We start from the raw sequence: 19686 nt of genomic DNA on the forward strand, positions 1-19686 counted from the left end.
AATTATTTTCGACCTGCTTTAATGGCTTGCTGAACACTATAATAAGCAGGAGTTGGTTTAAAATCCTCATCATAGACAGATTGGAATTCTCCCGTACCTTTCTTCACACGTGTAGCTACATCCCACAAATTCAAAGTCACCTCACCTTGTTTGCTTTTATCAATAAGCACTTGGACTATCCTTTCATAAATTTTCTTTTGAATGTCACGTTCTTCTTTAAGTTTTGATTTATCTTTTACTAGATAGTCTAATTCGGTAACATGAAAAGCAAGGTCATTTTGATGGGCCCAGTCGATAAGATTTTCCAGTTTTTTCATGGTCTCATCCAGATTATCCACAAAATCCTTTCTTTTGGCTCCCATGTTAATATGAGCCTGCCACCCAATTCCATCCACCCGATACCCCTTTGATCTGAGATATAAAACCGTTTCTTTAACACGGTTCCACATGGGAATCTCCATCCCCACATTTTGGTTATATACCAACTCAATATTTGGAGCATAGTTGGTGGCAATCTCAAAGGCCTTTAAAATATAAAGTGGAAAGCCATTTTCATCTAAACCTATTCTTAACCATGGATTTTCCCAACTATCGGTACCTGGTTTTGGCCCGAACCAACTACCATCGGCAAGGATAGTTTCATTAACCACGTCCATGTATTTGACTGTAGGTTCCTTATCAAATCTTTTTGCAAAAGCTGTAGCAAATTCTTCTAAAATCAGACTCAACTCAGCAGGAGTACGATGATCCTCTTTTACCCATTTAGAAGCTTGCGGACTAATAGGACCATGCAATCTTAGAACTAATTGGTGTTTCTTGGCAAAGGTGATAAAGTATTCAATTTCCTGCCAATTCCAAACTCCGGGTTTTGGATGAATTCTGGTCTGTTTAGCTGAATTGGCGGGTGTTAAATAGGTGAAATCCTTTAAAAAGAGTTCTTCTTTAATTGTATTCAATTCGGTATAGTTTAGGGTAGCCCCAACAAGTAAACTTGATTCTTGCATGTTATTTTGAGCTCGACTTACAACTTGGTTTGAAAGAAATAAACCAAAAAGAATCCCTAATTTAAATAGCCTTTTCACCATAATCAATCTTTCTTCTTTTTCCCGACATCCAATCTTTCTGGAACCAACATTTCTTTTTTCCAATCTTTTAATAATTGAAGCATTTGTTGTGTTTTGGCAGGTTCCCTTTTAACGAGGTTCTCAGATTCAGAAATATCAGTTTTTAGATTATAGAGCTCCAATTCTTTAGTTTCTAGAAATTGAATTAACTTATAATCACCAGACCGAACAACAATTGCTTTACTATCTCCAGTACTATGTGGTCTGGCTTTTTTTGAAATCCAATAAACAGTTCTATCGTTCCAAGAAGTTTTTTCTTGTAAAACCGAAGCATAACTTTCACCGTCAATTCCATTTATTTTTTTATTCAAAGCCAAATCCGTTAAGGTTGGAAACACATCCATACCTAAAACAATGGATTTATTATCGGTATGAGGCTTCAATTCATTTTTCCATTTCACTAAGAGCGGCACTCTAATTCCTCCTTCATATAGATGGCCTTTTCCTGCACGTAACGGATTATTTGTAGTTGCTAGATGTCTTTGACCTTTATTGCCATCATTGGATAGACCTCCATGATCTGATGAAAACACAATAATAGTATTGTCTTCAATTTTTAAATCTTTTAGAAGTTTCAATAAGCGCCCCACATTTTCATCAACATTTTCAACCATTCCAGCATAAGCTGGATCGTCTTGCCGCATTTTTCGTCTTCCTTCTCCTTCCTTGATATATTCTGGAGTGTCACCAAAATCAATTGATTTAAGTTGCTCTTTGTTTCTGGCTTCGTCTTCTGTCTTAGCTTCTATTGGGGTATGCACTGCATAGTATGCTAAAACCGCCAAAAAGGGCTGGTCCTTTGGGTTGTTTTTGATAAAGTTTATGGTGGCATCTGTCAACATATCTGAAGCATAATCACCTTCCTTACCATCCTGTTCTAAATCTTCAACTGGTTCTTTAGCTGACTTTCCATTTTTTTGCTTGTTAAACGGGTAAAATCTTGAACCTAAGCCACCCGATCTTCCAGCCGCATAGGTATGATTGAATCCAAAATTTTCTGGGCTACTTTTTCCTTCTCCTAAATGCCACTTACCTACATAAGAGGTATTGTAACCAGCTTTTACAAATTGTTTTATAAAGTTCTTCTCTTCTGGAATACCTCCCAAATTTCCTTTATTTTCATTAACGGGATAGGTTCCAGTCATCATCCCATATCTAGACGGGGTACATCGTGGATAACTACTATAAGCGTTTGTGAAATTGACACTTTCATTACCCAATTGGTCAATATTTGGAGTATTATATAAAACCGATCCCGTCATACCCAAATCATGATAACCTAGATCATCTGTATGAATTATAAGGATATTCGGATTCTTTTGTGCCAGTGTAGTCATTCCCATTATTAAGAGCAGAATGAAAAACAGACCCTTATTTAAAAATTGGTTATTCATATAGAAATGGATAATAAATGATTTGGAAATGGTCAAAAGCCATTTCCAAATCACTCCTTATTGATTATAATCTTGATTCTAAATGCTTTTTGAGTTTAGCCTTTAAATCAGCAATTTCAGAAGCATAAGCCTTATCATTTACATGATTTTTGGTTTCCAAAGGATCTCTTTGATAATCATACAATTCTCTTCCTACAATATTGCTATCCTTATATGGCAAATAGCTTCTATAGTCATTATCATGCCATTCGGTATATCTAAACCTCTCAGTTCTTATGGAATAGCCCATTCGCTTACCTCGTGCATATTGATGGAAGGCCCCATCGATTGACATATTAGTTGTTGGATCGCCATCCATTAAGGCTACGAGAGATTTACCTTCTGTTTGACCCGATTTTTTCACACCGGCCAATTCAAATACTGTCGGAAATAAATCTACCAATTCCACAGGAGTTCCGTCTACTTGTCCTTTTTCAACTCCCGGACCAGCAAACATAAATGGAATTCTAGTTGCTTGTTCAAAGTTGGAGTGTTTGCACCATTCTGTATGGTCTCCCAGGTGAAATCCATGATCACCCCATAAGACAATTACGGTATTCTCTAACGCTCCTTTTTCTTCAAGAAAATCCAATAATATACCTATTTGTGCATCGATAAAAGATACACATGCCATATAGCCATGAATCAATTCTTTTTGCTTTTCTACAGGCAGTGGCTCACCTACATCTTGGTTATTGGGTATATCTGAATATGATCGTAATTCTCCAAAATTATGGAAGGCTAATCTAGGAGTCCCTTCACTCAATTCTTGAAACTCTGCAATTTTAATTTCTTCTCTTTTATACAAATCCCAATATTTTTTAGGGGCATTGAAAGGTAAATGTGGACGTTGAAAGCCAACAGCTTCAAACCAAGGTTTTCCAGAAGCCATTAAGCTTTCTAATTGCTGAATTGCCGTTTTAGTATAGACGCCATCCTGATAATAGGTATCTGGAACGTCAGGTCCCTCACTACTTGGTTTTATTTTATTGAAAACATATTTACTGATCTGACCATACTTTTTCTTTCCTTTATCAATAGCTTCCTTTTTAATGCGATTCATTTCTGCCTTAGTTCTAGGATCTTGATACGTATTAAAAGCTGGATCTCCCTCAGGGTCTGGTAACTGATGTGGTAAACTCCAACTTTTTCCATCATGGCCAGGTGAAGAGGACCCCTTATGATAAATTTTTCCAACACCTGTTGTTTCGTAGCCTTGAGAAATAAGATATTCTGGCATTGACATTAAATCTGGTGCTACTTCTCTAAAATCGGTATGCAAATCCCAAACCTTAGTCCTATCAGGATAAGTCCCGGTCATAACACTTGCTCTAGAAGGCCCACAAACGGCATATTGTACATGAGCATTTGTGAAAGTTATACCCATATCTGCCAACCGGTCAAAATTTGGAGTAACCATTTCTTCTTGACCATAATTGGATAGAAGCGGTTTTAAATCATCGACTGCAATAAATAGAATATTCTTTTGATTCTTGGCAGACGCCATTTGAACCTGATCATTTTTAGCCTCACTTTGTTTTGGCCCCTTTTGAGCATGACACGCAAAAAGGGTCATGGCCATCATGATAACTGATATTTTTATGTGTTTCATTATCGCTTAGTAATTATTTATTTAAAATATCTCTCACTGAAGTTTCATCATCTTCTTTATCAACAATAAGACCGAAATCTTTATCGGTAATCTCTCGAAGCTCCTCAAGAGACTTCTCATTTCCATATTTTTTCTTTAGACCATTCAATTGACCCTTCAAATCTGTAATGACACTAGCATATTGCGGATCATTATAAACATTGTTTAATTGTTCTGGATCCTTTTCCAAATCGTAAAGTTCCCATACGTCAATATTGTAATAGAAATGTGCCAAAGTAAATCTTTGGGTTCTGATTCCATAATGCGGCTGAACATGGTGCCAATAAGGAAATTCGTAATAATGATAATACATGGCTTGCTGCCAATCATCAGGCGTAGTTCCATCTAATAAAGGTTTAAAACTAGTCCCTTGTGTCTTATGATTCGATTGAATATTGGCAATATCCAAAAAGGTCGAAGCAAAATCAATATTTGTGATGATGTCTTTATTTTGAGATCCTGATTTTATCATTCCAGGATACTTCATGATAAATGGCATGCGTAAGGATTCTTCATAGATGAACCTTTTATCAAAAAAGCCATGATCTCCCAAATAAAACCCCTGATCTGATGTAAGTACAATAACAGTGTTCTCTGTTAAATTATTATCATCTAAATACTTCAACACTCTTCCTATATTATCATCTACCGATTTTACGCAAGCCAGATAGTCTTTGATATAGGTCTGGTAACGCCATTTACGTCCATCTTCTTCAGACATTCCCTCAGGTTGAACAACCTCACCCGGACTTGCTCCATAAAATGCCCATTCCAGTTTTTCTTTTCTATCCAAACCTTCAGGTTCCTCCAACTTCATATCTCTTCGGGAAAAATAATCCATAGTCATTTCGGTATCTCCTGCTGTTAATTCCCTACCCTTATAATCATCGTTAAAAGTCGATGGATAGGGCATTTCTATATCATCCCAGAGATCTTTATACTTGGTATCTGGTTCCCATGGTCTGTGTGGAGCTTTATACTGAAGTATCATCATAAAGGGTTCTTCTTGTTTACGCCCTTTTTGCAACCAATCAAGTGCAAAATCGGTACTTAGATTGGTAGAATATCCTTTTTCCTTGACATCCTTTCCGTTTTCATTATAAATAGGATCCCAATAATGTCCTTGTTGTCCCGCCGAATTATGGTATTTAAAAACATCAAAACCCTGTGGGTCACTCCCTAAGTGCCACTTTCCGAATAGGCTGGTTTGATACCCATTTTTTTGAAATTCTTGTGGAAAAGTCCATTTGGTTTCATCAAATTTACCTCCACTTTCATTTTTGTAATAACCATTAAGATTGCTATAATCTCCCGTTAAAATGGCAGCCCTACTGGGGCCACAGATAGCATTGGTACACATTACGTTTTGGAACAACATCCCTTCATTCGCTAGTCTATCTATATTTGGGGTTGGAGCTATTTCACTGTAGATTCCCCCATAAGCACTGATAGCTTGGGTTGTCAAATCATCGGCCATGATATAAATGATATTTGGCCTTTCCTTGGTCATTCCCAAATCCTCAGCTTTGGCTGTTTCATTAGTTCCTTTATCCTTGCACCCCAGAAACAAAACTATTAGGGTCGACATTAAAAGGAATCTTGAAGAATTCATTTTCAACATAATTAATTTAATCTAAAATTATTTTATCCGGTGCATTAATGGTTATAGACTTTAAGTCTTTGTCTGCAGAAGAATTACCTGTCATAATGGTAAATTCTCCAGGTTCCACAACAAAATGGAAGTCTGCATCATAAAAAGCTAAACTTTCAGCTTTAATTTCCAATGAAACTGTTTTGGTTTCACCAGGTTCAAGACTTACTCGCTTATACCCTTTTAATTCCTTTATTGGTCGCGTGTAAGAACTTATATTATCCCTTATATACATTTGAACTACTTCTTCCCCTTCCATTTCTCCAGTATTAGTAACATTTACACTTACAAGGATTTTATCATCGATACTATTGAAAGATGTTTTTGAAACTTGAGGCTCTGAAAATTGAAATGAAGTATAGCTTAGCCCAAAGCCAAAAGGATGTAATGGCACTTTCTTTTCGGTATTGTATTTATGGATATATGCCGTTGGCTTGTGATTATAAACCATTTGCAACTGCCCAACGGATCTTGGTACGGTAAGAGGCAATTTTCCACTTGGGTTGACTTCTCCCATTAATATTTCTGCCACAGCCTGACCTCCAAATGCTCCTGGCTCCCATGCATTCACCACAGCTTTAACATTACTCTCAAGCCATGGTTCAGCAATTGGACTACCACTAACATACACAACTACAATGGGCTTTCCAGTTTCAATGATTGCTTTAGCAAGATTCAGTTGATTCCCCGAAAGTGCCAAAGTAGCCCGATCAATATTTTCACCTGTTGTTTTATTTGGCCAATCATGTCGATAAGAATTTTCACCCAAAACCAGTACAACCAAATCTGACTGTGCTGCCTTTGATTTTGCTATATTTATGTTCTCATCGGTTATCCATTTAGACCTTTGGCCACAATCATAATATTCTGAATTGAATTTATATTTCTTTGCAAATTGATCTATTCCTTCTTTTATGGTCACATAATTTTCATCGGGTTGAGGCGAAGTCCAATCTCCCAAAATAGTCATGTTATCGGCATTGGGACCCGTTATAAAAATTCTTTTACCATCTAAATTTCTTAAAGGAAGTATCCCATCATTTTTTTGAAGTACGATACCTTCTCTAGCTTGTTGTAAAGCAGCTTCTTGATGCTCTGGTGTAAAAATGGTTGTCTTTACTTTCTTCAGATCAACATAGGGATTTTCAAACAACCCTAATTTGAATTTGGCTTCCAATATTTTATAAACGGCATCGTTAACCCGCTCCACACCCAATTTACCTTCATTTACCAACTCCACTACATAATCTTGAAAAAATGGTCCGTGCATGTTCATATCCATTCCCGCACTTAAAGAAAACAATACCGACTCCTTAAAATCCTTGGCTACATGATGCCATTTGGCGATTCTTGAAATATCATTCCAATCACTCACATAAAAACCTTTGAATCCCCAACGATTACGCATTAAATCGGTCATCATAAATTTGTCCATATGACCTGGCATACCGTTTACTTCATTATGAGCAGCCATAATTGAAAATACGTTGGCTTCCTGAACCGCTCTACGATATGGAGGTAAAAAGATTTCAAATAGCGTTCTTTTGGACACATCTGTTGGAGAGGCATTTAAACCATTTATGGATTGACTTCCAGCAATCAGGTGTTTTGCACAAGCGATCACGTGGTTAGTTGAGGAAAAATCTTCACCCTGTAGACCTTCAATAGCTGCTACCCCCATATTTCCCACTAAAAAAGGATCTTCCCCAAAGGTTTCACCTGTTCTTCCCCATCTTGGGTCTCTCAACACATCGATATTTGGTGTGAAGGTCCATTGTGTTCCAGTAGCCCTCATTTCTGTGGCGGTTTGAGCGCTAACCTTCCTCATCAAGTCATCATTAAACGTAGCGGCCTGAGTAATAGGAGTAGGATATACTGTGGCACCTCCTTGATAATAAGCATTTCCATGGATGGCATCAATTCCTATTAACAAGGGAATTTTTAATGGAGATTTTTGTGCCAAGGCTTGAAGTTCATTGGCTTCTTCTGCCGTTAACACATGTAAAAATGAGCCTATTTTGCCCTCCTCTGTTAATCTGGCAATGTCTGTTGTTTTGAAACCCGGATAAAACCCTTGCGCATCATTTTTGTCTAAATCATCTTCAGATAAATCACCTAAGGCCTTTCGCATATGCTCTAAACCCACATACTGACTCATTTGTGCAGCTTTGTCCTCTAATGTCATTCGAGACATAAGATCCTGTATTCTGGCATCCACATTAGCAGATGGATTTAGATAAATTGGTGTATCAGACTTAGATGTTTTCTTTTGGGCTTGACAACCAAAAAATAGGCTTATCGCAAGGAGGAAAGAAAACGAAACTTTTGTTAATCTCATTATTATATAATTAATTAATATCCAGGATTTTGATCAGCATCAGAAATAGCCTGATTTGAATTGGTTTCTGTTGAAGGGATAGGCATCAGCATGTTTTTAATTGAAATTGGATAAATAACATCCACATTGCCAAGATTTGGGAAATTATTATGAGTTTCAATAACCTCATCCAAAAACCATTCATAGCCCCTTCTTCTTGTATCAAACCACACATGACCTTCGCCAAGTAATTCATATTGTCTCTCTCTCATAATGCGGTGTCTGAACTCCTCTTGAGACATGGCACTCCAGTCGGCTGGCTCAGCTGCCTGAGTTCCATCAGCCATGGTTCTGGCTCTTGCCAAAACTTCGTTTACATAGGAATAAGCATTTCCAGGACCATTCAGTTCATTTTCTATTTCAGCCAACATTAAAAGAACATCGGCATATCTTAGCTTAAAATAATTTCGCTTTGTAGTTGTTCCGTTATAGCTTGGGTCGGTGAACTTTTTAATGGCAGCGAATCCATTATTCCCATTCACGGTTGTTGGGTAAATATTTTGATTAACCAAAACCCCTTGGTTATTGTATCTCATATAAGACCCATAATAAAAAGTCGTTTCTAAGCGTGGGTCTCCAGGATATTGATTGGCATGTTGATCAAACACCTCCTTATTTGGTCTAATTCTTCCAAAAGTGTTTAAGTTTTGAAAGATACCGTTCGGATTATAAAGTCGAATCAAATCTGAACTTCTTCGTCCCCCTTCAAGGGTATACTGAAGCTCAAACATAGCTTCAGAAGTATTTTCATTATCAATATCAAATAGATCCTCATAATTGGAAACCAAGGCATATTGACCATAGACTTGTATCGCTTCATCATAGGCATTTTGCCAGTAAGCTTGGTTTCCCTCGTCTTCTCCAGCTAGCTGCATGTACACCTTAGCTAAGTAAGCATTTGCAACATATTTTGCTGGACGGGAGGCATTGTATTGACCAATGTCTGGCAATAGACCTTTTGCCAAAGTTAAATCTGAAATTACCACTTCATATACCTCTTCCTTAGACGCTCTAGGCGTATGGAGATTATCTGCTGTGGCAGGTGAAGTTTTAATAGGAACACCTCCAAAAAGTCTAACCAAATCAAAATAAGTAATTCCCCTTAGCAGATAGGCCTGTCCTAAAGCGGTATTCCTATTTGATAATGGACTATCTTGCATGTTATCAATAACCACATTACAGGTATTAATGGTAGCATACATGCCTTGCCAAAGTCGGGTTAAGTTAATATTGGATGGCGTACAATTTAGACTGGTTGCATCAACATTGGCATTTTGTGTGGAATAAAATTTGCCAGACATCGGCATCATAATGTTATGCCAGTTTGCACCGTGATACTCGTATCCTGCAAATTGAATGTACATCCCCGTAACTGCAGACTCAACAGCATCTTCCGTTGAAAAAATTTGTTCGGTATAAAAATCGGTTATGGGTTCTTCCGTTAAATAATCTTCACAACTTTGTGTAAAAATCACAACTCCTAATAATAATATTTGAAATACAATTTTCTTCATGATTCTTCTCTTTTTAGAATGTGATATTTAATGAAACGGAATATGATTTTTGATTAGGAAACGAGTTCCAGTCAACACCTATTCTGGTTGGGTCATATGAAAAACTATTCACTTCGGGATCGTAACCACTATAATCTGTTAGTAACCAAAGATTTTGCCCAGACACTGAAACGTATGCACTATCCAAGAAATCAATTCCTTCTACTGGAAGGTCATAACCTAGGGTGACATAGTTCAATCTAAGGAAGCTTCCATCTTCTACAATTCTGTCTGTAAATCCTGAAGTAGTTTCAAGATCGTATCCCACTCTTGGATAAGTACCTGTTGGGTTTGTTTCACTCCAAGCATTAAAATAGGCTTCAGACCTTATATTGTCTGAGTTACGGCCACTTGCGTATGCTTCTCTTAAAAGGTTTCCATTTGCAATATCATTCCCATAAACTCCATTAAAGAAAAAGCCCAGTGAAATTCCTTTATATTCAAATCTAGACCCCAAACCAAAACTAAAATCAGGGTTTGGGTCACCAATAATGGTTCTATCAGCATCGGTAATATTTCCATCCCCATTTTGATCTACCAATCTTACATCTCCTAATTGAGGTGCAATTCCTTGAAACGAAGGTGAATTTTCTAAATCTTGTTCGTTTGAAATAATACCATTTGTTTCAAATCCGTAGAATAATCCTGGAGCTTGACCTTCAATGAAAATATTTGCAGGAACCTTAAAATGATTACCGCCTGAGATTTGCCCGCCTAAATACGCACTGTATGTTTCGGTTCCCCAAGCATCTGGCGGAATTCCTAAGTCATCAATTTTATTTCTAATTATGGAAGTATTCCCATAAAGATTCCAAGTAAAATTCTGATTCCTTATAATATCTGCCGAGAAACTAATCTCTACACCTTTATTAATTAAAGTCCCTTGATTTACATAATAATCATTAAACCCATTTGAAGGCCCTATTTGGGTATTCAATAACAAATCGTTTACTTCTTTATAAAAGACATCTCCCGTCAAAGTCAATCTATTATCCCAAAGACCTAGATCAAAACCAGCATTATATTGGCTTGAAGTTTCCCAAGTAAGTTCTGGATTCGCCAAAAACGCTGGCAGGACTCCATTCACTGATCCTCCACCTATATCTCCATAGGGAGGAACATTGGATCCTGTCATTAACGTATAGAACTGATAATTTGGAATAGCTTGATTTCCTGTTAAACCCCAACCAACTCTTAATTTTAATTCATCAATGCTTTCGGATTTTTTCAGAAAAGATTCCTGATTTACCTTCCACGCTAAAGCAAGTGCTGGAAAGTGCCCCCACTTATTTCCTTTAGCAAAACGGCTACTACCATCTGCTCTATAAGTAGCGGTAAATAAATACCTATTCTTAAAGGTATAGTTGAATCGACCTAGAAAGGATAGGAGAGATTCATTTTCCCTATACAATACTGTTGGCTGAGTTACTTCAGCATTTGAAATTCCATCTGCCCTTAAATCTTTTATAGCAAAACCATATCCTGTATTTGCAATTTGCTGTAAAAATCTTTGATCAATAACAGTTCCAACAGTCCCATTAATTCTATGGTTTTTATTAAATCGCTTTTTAAACCTTAGGGTATTATCAATATTATACCTGAATCGATTAAGGGTAGCGATACCTGCCTCTCCATTTACATTGGCTCCCCTAAAAATAGCTGTACCATACCAAACCTTTCTTTCTTTAGTTCTGTAATCTGCCCCTACGGTAAGGTTGTAATCAAAGGTTTCTGATAATTTATAATTTAAAACTGTTGATCCTAGTAACCTAACTTCCTTGGACAAATCATCATAGTCGGTAATCCATGCTCTCGGCCCATCTAAATTTTCGGTGATATCTCCTGTTCCATAATAATTATCACCTAAGCTCAAAAATGGAGCTGAAGTAATAATTTGTCTTACCATATTATTATTGTTTCCTCCTAAGTCCTCCGTTCCCTTAGATGCCGAATAATCCCCATAAAAAGCAGAAATCTTAGTTCTCATGTCTAACCTTTCTGATAACTCATTGTTAAGTTTCATGGAAAAGTCTATACTCTTGGCAAAAGCATTAGGAACTACCCCTTCATTTTTATTATAACCTAATCCAAAATAGTAATCTCCCTTTTCACCTCCTCCTGAAGCAGTAACTCTATGAGAAGTGGAAACCGATGTTTTATAGATGTCATCTGCCCAATCAACACCCTCCAGTCTTGCAATTGTAGCTGAATTCTCAAGCATATACGCATCACTGGTTTGCCAGGATGCAATACTACCGTCTGGGTAAACATAGAATTTTGGGTTGTTGCCATTGACCGCTTGGACTTCGTTGAAATAGTTGACATAATCTCCTGATTCCAATACGTCAATATTTTTACTTACACTTCCTATTCTAGTCGTTACTGCATAATTAAATTTTGCTTCTCCCTTAATTCCCTTCTTTGTAGTAATAATGATAACTCCATTAGCCCCTCTTGACCCATAAATGGCAGTTGCTGAAGCATCTTTAAGAACCTCAATACTTTCTATATCCCTTGGATTAACACCTGTTATCCCGTTTTGAGCGGAAAGAGAACTATTTCCCCCTTGTAACGGGTCAATCACATCCTCAGTAGCAGAATCCATTATAATTCCATCAATGACATATAAGGGTTCTGTATTTCCAGTTAAGCTATTGGTTCCTCTAATTTTCACACTTGTAGTAGCTCCAGGCTCACTGCTATTGGCGCTTACTAAAACTCCTGCTGCCCTACCTTGCAATAAATCTTCTACATTTCTGGATTGAGCCACAGCATTTTCAATGGGTTTCACAGAGGTAATCGACCCTGTTAAATCCTTTTTATCTACTTGCCCATAACCAATAATGACAACCTCATCCAATTGCTCACTACTTTCTTCCAATTTTACAGTGATCTCTGTTTGAGAAGTAATAGTAACTTCCTGAGCTATGTACCCAAGGTAGCTAACCACCAAGGTTGCTGGGGTTTCATCAAGTGTGATAGAAAATTTCCCGTCAAAATCTGTAATTTCTCCTTTGGTTGTTCCCTTTACCAATACCGAAGCTCCAGGCAAGGGAAAATTTGTTTTATCTGTGACCGTTCCCTTCACTATTTGTTGAGACACCATTATAATTGGCGACAACAGAAAAAGAATAATTAGAAATTGTTTAAGGTGTTTCATAGTTGTGTGATATTCATTTCTGTAAAACTAGGACTTTAACATCTCTTTAGGGTTTTAAAATCTATCACAAATGGTTCAATAATTGTCAAATTTTGAATATTTGACAATAATCAAACCTAGAATATGAGTAACCAGCAATTTTAACTCAAAATAATTGAGCAATTGAAAATGAAAAACTTAACAAGTAACTTCTATTTATTTTTGAAGACTTTCTATAAATCCACTAGGAGTTTGTCCGTAGAACTTCTTAAAGGATGTACTAAAATATTTGGGATTAGAAAACCCAGAGCAATAAGCAACCTCTTTTATGGTCTTTTGTCCCTCAACCAATAATTTTTTGGCATACTTCAACTTGGTATGGATAATAAAGTCTTGCGGCGATAGATCAACTAGGTTTTTAAGTTTCAGATAGAGGGAGGTTCTGCTCATTCCAAATTGTTTGGACAAGTCATGAACAGAGAAATCGTTGTTTTCAATATTATCCAAAATGGCTTTCTCCAATCCTCCGAGAAATTCTTGATCACTCTTGCTTCGGAATAAAGCCGCATTACCGGCATCTTCTTCCTGAACAAAACGTTGCCTTAAGGTTTTTTGCCATTTAAAGGTATTGATGATTTTGGCCAATAAGTATTTGACATTGACAGGCTTTTCTATATACTCTGAAATACCGCTTTCAATACTTTCAATCTGCTGAACTGAGTTTTGAAGAACTGTAAGCATGAAAATGGGAATGTGATTTAAATTGATGTCCTCTTTCAGCTTCTTAGACATTTCCATACCATCCATTTCAGGCATTATCAAATCTGTAAGAATTAAATCTGGGAATTGTTGTAAAGCCACTTCTAGACCTTCTGAACCATTACTAGCTTCAAAAATTTGAAAATGCTTTCCTAGGGTTTCAACGAGGATACTTCTCAATTCATCATTATCCTCAACTATCAAAATTTTATTATCACTAAAATCATCCAGTTCTGAAGGGTCATCCAAATCACTGGGAGATACAGGAACTACGGTTTTCTCTTTAACCAATTCTTGCTCCCTGAATTTAGATTTCAAGTTAGGTAATTCAACAAAAAATGAGGTTCCTTTATTTTCTTCACTCTCAAAGGTAATAGACCCACCAACCTTTTCAATCAGTTTTTTAACCATGACCAAGCCCAAGCCCGTCCCCGGTCTTTGACTATTAATGACATTACGTGCTCGATAGTACCTTTTTAAAATATACTTTTGCTGCTCCTTTGGTATTCCAAGTCCATGATCTTCAATTTCAATTCGCAAATCACCAAATCTAGTTGTACTCGTGTATAAATTAATGTTACCATCATCAAAGGAATATTTAATTGCATTTGACAACAGGTTTAAAACAATTTTATCAAAGATATCTCTATCAAAAAAGAAAACTTCTTTATCCCATTTATGGGTTATTTCAAGATTTAAATTTCTTTCACTCGTCAAAGGTTTAAAATCGTCTATTATACCTTTTAAATGGGACTCAACTTTTATAGGCATAATATTTTGAACTTCCAGATCACCACTTGTCACTTTGTGAAAGTTCAGCATTTGCTCAAACAAAGAGTTAATTCGTTTTACGGTACGTTTAATTTTAACCTTTGATTCTTCATTAGATTTTACATTTTCTGTCATACCATCCAATGAGGACAATAATATTGCTAATGGCGTCTTGATCTCATGTGTAATGTTATTAAAGAAATCAATTTGTTCATCTGCATGACGTTTATGAACTACAACACTCGTAAAGTGAATTATCAATAGAATAACACCTATTATTAAAAAGGTATAGATAAAAAATGCCTTATTTGTTGCCCACCAAGGGGACGAAATCTCAACATTTAGGCTTCTCTCATCCCCAAAATTTCCATATTTATCAATAGCCCTTACTCTAAATACATATTTACCAGAGTTCAAATTGGTATAGGTAGCAAAACCATTGGGACTTGGCTCAGACCAATCTTCTTCAAACCCCTCCAAAAAATAAGAATAAGTCACCTTTGAAGGCGTACCATGTGAAACACCTGTAAATTCAATTTCCAAAGAATTCTCATCACTCTCCAAAACAATTTCATCAGTTTCATTAATATGTTTTTCAAGGACATGAGATTCACCTGGCTTAATTTGTTGATTGAACAATTTAAAACCATCAAAAACAATGGATGGGCTATGGCTTTGACCTTTGATTTTATCAGGGTTAAAAATGGTAACCCCATCGACACCTCCAAAAGCAATTAATCCATCTTTCAACCTGGTATAACTCCCATAATTGAACTCTGTTCCAGCCATACCATCTCTTTTGTCATACACCCTAATAATGGTATCTTTTTCTGAGGTCATAATATGAGCCAATCCTTTGGTGGTACTGGCCCAGACATCATCAACATCCATAGCTATTACCCCTTGTACAATATCTGACGGCATTCCAGACTTGACTGTCAATTTTTTAACATCTCTAGAATTTGAATTGAAATAAACCAAACCCGCACCATTGGTTGCAACAATGATCTCTCCGTTCGATGTTAGATCGATAGCACTAATAGTAGAGTATGCTAAGTTATTGGATTGTGGGCTTAACTCTTCTATTAATTTAAATTCACGTTTTTGGTCATTTATTCTATAAATTCCATTTCTTCCAGAGGCCAAAATATCACCATCGGGGGCTAATTGTAAAGATTTAATCGTCTGAATAGGGTATGTTTCAACCCGATTGTCTGGTCTTAAAACTGTAAGATCCTCTTCAATACCTGCAAACCATAAGTTACCTACTAAATCCTTGCATATGGCATATATTTTCTTGAGCTTGATATTGGCATCTCTAGTTTCATTGAAGGGAACAATTTGAAAATTAGAAATATGGATTCTAAAAAGTCCGTTATTATAGGTGCCAGCCCACATATATTCTCCATCGGCTTCCAAGGATAAGACGATATCCTCTGCTTTTTGTGGGTTAGGGCTTAGATATTTGAAATTCTTCCAACTATTTTTTGCTACATTCCAAACGCTCAGTCCCTTTTTGGTTCCAAACCAAACATTTCCATTAGAATCTTGAGCTATGGCCCGAGTAAAATCAGTAATCAGCGTATGCTCATTATTTAATTCATGTTGTATTTTAATAAAAGGTAGTTTATTGGAATTATAATAATTGACTCCCCCCCCATAGGTTGCAATCCACAGAATTCCCTCATTACCCATTTCTATATCATAAATACCATTACTATTGAGAGAATTTTGATCATCTGGGTCATCTATAAAGTGGTCTACAACATTGAAATTCTTGTTCAGCAGATACAGACCATCCCCGTCGGTTGCCAAAAACAAATTCCCCTTTTTATCTGAAGAGAAATCGGTAATAGGAAATAACCCTAGAAAATCAACATCAACACGTTCAAGCTCCTCCTTTTCAACATTTAAGGTAAATAGCTCTCCATTTTTTGAACCAACTAGAATTTCATTATTTATTTTATGAATCACATTGATACTAGAAACAGTACCTTTAATAAAATGTGACTTTTGATTATTTATTTGATAGGCATATAAGCCCTTCCCAGTTCCTAAATAGAGTGTATTCCCTTCTTGATAGATATTTTGAACTACAAGATTTCCAATAATTCTTTCTAAACCATTAGAATGTTTTTCTGGTTGAAACTTCCATAAACCATTAAAAGCTCCAATCCAAATATTTCCATTTCCGTCTTCCGTTATTTTATTTACTAATGACGGATTGATATCATCTGCACTCCCAATAAGATCAAACTTATCAAAGTTTTTATTATACAAGCAAATCCCATTCTCCATACCAACCCAGACCCTTTGTTTGGAGTCAATAAAAACTTCAGTAGTCCTATTACTTATATTCTCAGGAAGCCCATCATAGGTGTCATAAATTTTAAAAAACCTTGAGTTATGTTTTAGGACACCCTCTTCTGACGCTATCCACACATTACCGATGCTATCCTGTTCTATGTCATAGGTAATACTTTGTGTGGAAACGTTATCCCCTGTTAGCTGTTTGAATTCAATTGAAGACTGTGCATAGATCCCAATAAAATTGAATAACAGAACGATTGTAAAAAAACGTTTATATAAAGACATGAACAAAACTAGTAGCGCTATTAATAGCTATTTATTTATAATTAAAATTTAATTGAGGTAAATATGTGCTCATCAACTAACATCTTAAAAGATGGTATTCTGTTTTTAATAAACTATTTATAATCTCAATTTTAATATCTTCTTCCTATGATGAACTAAAAATAACTAAAATTCATTCAAAATTCATGACAATATAACAAATCCATATTTCCAATTGAGGACTTCTCAATTCCTTTTCAATTAACCTGCAATTGATACCAGATCCATAATTCATATAATTTCAAGCAACAACAATTATAGAATTGAATATTCCAATAACTATTAAGAAATTATATGATCAAAGATTTTTTAACGTCGGATACCTCAATAAATTAACGGGCACCCATAGGCGCACCAAATAAGGAAGAAAAAGCTACCTTTCAGTAAATTAAAACACAAAAAAAGCCCCAATTTCTTGGAGCTTTGTGCATTTTGCGGTCTGGACGGGACTCGAACCCGCGACCCCCTGCGTGACAGGCAGATATTCTAACCAACTGAACTACCAGACCGTTGCTTTAATGCGGATGCAAATATACGTGCCTTTTTTAATAAGTCAAATATTTTTTCAGGTTTTTTTAAATAAATTTTTGCCGCTCTACCATGTAGGTCGTCAAGATATGGTCAAAGGCGTCATTTATATTGGCCTCAACGTACTTTATCTGGTATTGCCCACACTTCAATTTAACAGCCTGAAAGTACTCTTTTACAGCTTTTTGGTAGCTTTCCTGAATATTCTCCGCATATAAATTGATGTGTTCTCCAGTCTCAACGTCTACAAATCGTCGGGGAGCGTTGTCAAAATCAAAATCCAATTCTTTTTCCTTGTCAAAAACATGAAACAACACGACTTCGTGCTTATTATACTTCAAATGCCTTAAGGCTTCAAATAATTTAGTCTGATCTGTTTCGGTTTGAAACATGTCTGTAAAGAAGAAAATCAAGGACCTCCTATGAACTTTTTCAGCAATCTGATGTAGATAGGTGAAAGTTTCCGTTTTCTTATTCTCTGGCTTGTTTAACACCATTTGAGTCAATTGATGCAACAACATATGATGGTGTCTATCACTTCCCTTTTCCGGCGCATAATAATCATAGGCATCACTATAGACACTCAATCCTACAGCATCTCTCTGTTTTTTTAAAATATGCATTAGACTCGCAGCGGCCAAAGCAGAAAAGCCAATTTTATTCAGCCTATCAATGGAGAAGGAACTCATGTTTGGATAATGCATGGAACTGCTGTTATCGATAATCAAATGACAGCGTAAATTGGTTTCCTCGTCATAGCGCTTAGTGTACAATTTATCCGTTTTGGCATAGAGCTTCCAATCGATATGTTTGGTACTCTCACCACTGTTATAAATTTTGTGCTCTGCAAATTCTGCCGAAAAACCATGAAACGGGCTCTTATGCATCCCAGCAATAAACCCTTCCACCACCTGTTTTGCCAACAGCTCTAAATTGGTAAATCCACTTGTTTTATTAAGCTCCTTGGTTAAATCCACGTGATTAAATTACCGCATCCACAATTCCGTATGCCACAGATTCTTCAGCATCCATCCAATGGTCTCTATTAAAATCCTTTAAGACCTTTTTATAATCCTGTCCACAGTTATCTGCCAAAATCTTCGCACTTAATTCTTTCGTTTTTAGAATTTCTTGTGCCGTAATTTCAATGTCACTGGCTGGTCCTCTAGCCCCTCCACTAGGTTGATGGATCATCACTTTGGCATGTGGCTGGATAAATCGTTTCCCTTTGCCCCCCACAGACAATAGTATAGATCCCATTGAAGCTGCCAATCCTGTACAAATTGTAGACACATCACTTTTCAAAGATTGAATGCAATCGTACATAGCAAATCCCGAAGTCACATAGCCTCCCGGACTGTTAATATAGAGGTGGATGTCTTTGGTTTCCAAGGCATCCAAATATAGCAATCTATCAATGACATGTTTGGCCGAATCATCGTCCACTTGTCCCCAAAGAAACACTTTGCGTTCCTCTAGTAATTTATGGTCTAATAGGTCTTGGACCTTAGTTGTTTTGCTCATATGAAATAATTTTACCTAAAAATAAAAAAAGGTTTGCAGTAACTGCAAACCTTTTATCAATACTTTATGTTTTTATCTTACAAAAGCGAATCGATAGCTTCACTGTAGGTTCCTTTAGGAGCTACACCAACCTGACGTCCTACCACTTCACCGTTTTGGAATACCAATACGGTTGGAATGTTTCTCACACCGTATTTTGCAGCAAACTCTTGATTGGCATCAACATCTACTTTTCCAATTACTGCTTTTCCTTCATATTCCTTACTTAATTCATCTATGATAGGAGCTACCATTCTACAAGGTCCGCACCATGCAGCCCAGAAGTCAACCATTACTGGTTTGTCGCTTTTTAATACCGTTTCTTCAAACGTTGCATCTGTGATTTCTAATGCCATAATATATAATTTAATATGTTCTACTTAACTCATCTATTAATAATGCAAACTTAGTCAAAAATTCTGCCAAACCTTACAGCCTGACAATTTGTTTTTTTTATGCCGACATTGTTGCAGATTATGCGGTAATCTTTTAAAAAACTAATA

At 36.4% G+C, this 19686-nt stretch carries 11 protein-coding genes and 1 tRNA gene; all 12 read right to left on the reverse strand.

The window, feature by feature from the left end:
* Nucleotides 1-2: 2 nt before the first annotated feature.
* Nucleotides 3-1148, reverse strand: coding sequence for an endo-1,4-beta-xylanase (locus LOK78_RS02310; RefSeq protein WP_232633378.1), 1146 nt, complete (start codon nt 1146-1148; stop codon nt 3-5).
* On the reverse strand, nt 1088-2461 hold the full coding sequence (locus LOK78_RS02315) for a sulfatase (protein ID WP_232633379.1): 1374 nt from the start codon (nt 2459-2461) through the stop codon (nt 1088-1090). Before LOK78_RS02315 ends, LOK78_RS02310 begins: the two co-directional genes overlap by 61 nt.
* 121 nt (nt 2462-2582) lie before the next feature.
* Entirely contained in the window at nt 2583-4169 is a 1587-nt protein-coding gene (locus LOK78_RS02320; RefSeq protein ID WP_232633380.1) for a sulfatase, read from the reverse strand.
* A gap of 13 nt (nt 4170-4182) precedes the next feature.
* Nucleotides 4183-5796, reverse strand: a complete 1614-nt coding sequence (locus LOK78_RS02325) for a sulfatase family protein (protein ID WP_232633381.1) — start codon at nt 5794-5796, stop codon at nt 4183-4185.
* A gap of 40 nt (nt 5797-5836) precedes the next feature.
* Nucleotides 5837-8197, reverse strand: coding sequence for a glycoside hydrolase family 3 N-terminal domain-containing protein (locus tag LOK78_RS02330; RefSeq protein ID WP_232633382.1), 2361 nt, complete (start codon nt 8195-8197; stop codon nt 5837-5839).
* A gap of 14 nt (nt 8198-8211) precedes the next feature.
* A complete protein-coding gene (locus LOK78_RS02335) occupies nt 8212-9750 on the reverse strand; it encodes a RagB/SusD family nutrient uptake outer membrane protein (protein WP_232633383.1) in 1539 nt (512 codons plus the stop codon).
* A 13-nt stretch (nt 9751-9763) separates the two neighbouring features.
* Nucleotides 9764-12949 carry a SusC/RagA family TonB-linked outer membrane protein gene (locus LOK78_RS02340; protein WP_232633384.1) on the reverse strand — a complete coding sequence of 1062 codons (3186 nt, stop codon included), beginning with the start codon at nt 12947-12949 and terminating at the stop codon, nt 9764-9766.
* A gap of 195 nt (nt 12950-13144) precedes the next feature.
* Nucleotides 13145-17053 carry a hybrid sensor histidine kinase/response regulator transcription factor gene (locus LOK78_RS02345; RefSeq protein WP_232633385.1) on the reverse strand — a complete coding sequence of 1303 codons (3909 nt, stop codon included), beginning with the start codon at nt 17051-17053 and terminating at the stop codon, nt 13145-13147.
* 474 nt (nt 17054-17527) lie between these two features.
* Nucleotides 17528-17601 (reverse strand) — tRNA-Asp (locus LOK78_RS02350).
* 66 nt (nt 17602-17667) lie between these two features.
* Nucleotides 17668-18597 carry a DUF58 domain-containing protein gene (locus LOK78_RS02355; protein WP_232633386.1) on the reverse strand — a complete coding sequence of 310 codons (930 nt, stop codon included), beginning with the start codon at nt 18595-18597 and terminating at the stop codon, nt 17668-17670.
* A gap of 4 nt (nt 18598-18601) precedes the next feature.
* Nucleotides 18602-19144: a ClpP family protease gene (locus LOK78_RS02360; RefSeq protein ID WP_232633387.1), complete on the reverse strand. Its 543-nt coding sequence runs from the start codon at nt 19142-19144 to the stop codon at nt 18602-18604.
* Between the two features lie 77 nt (nt 19145-19221).
* Nucleotides 19222-19539 carry a thioredoxin gene (trxA, locus tag LOK78_RS02365; RefSeq protein WP_053971131.1) on the reverse strand — a complete coding sequence of 106 codons (318 nt, stop codon included), beginning with the start codon at nt 19537-19539 and terminating at the stop codon, nt 19222-19224.
* Nucleotides 19540-19686 lie beyond the last annotated feature (147 nt).

Origin of the sequence: Mangrovimonas futianensis, from assembly GCF_021245805.1 — a bacterium.
GTDB lineage: Bacteria > Bacteroidota > Bacteroidia > Flavobacteriales > Flavobacteriaceae > Mangrovimonas > Mangrovimonas futianensis.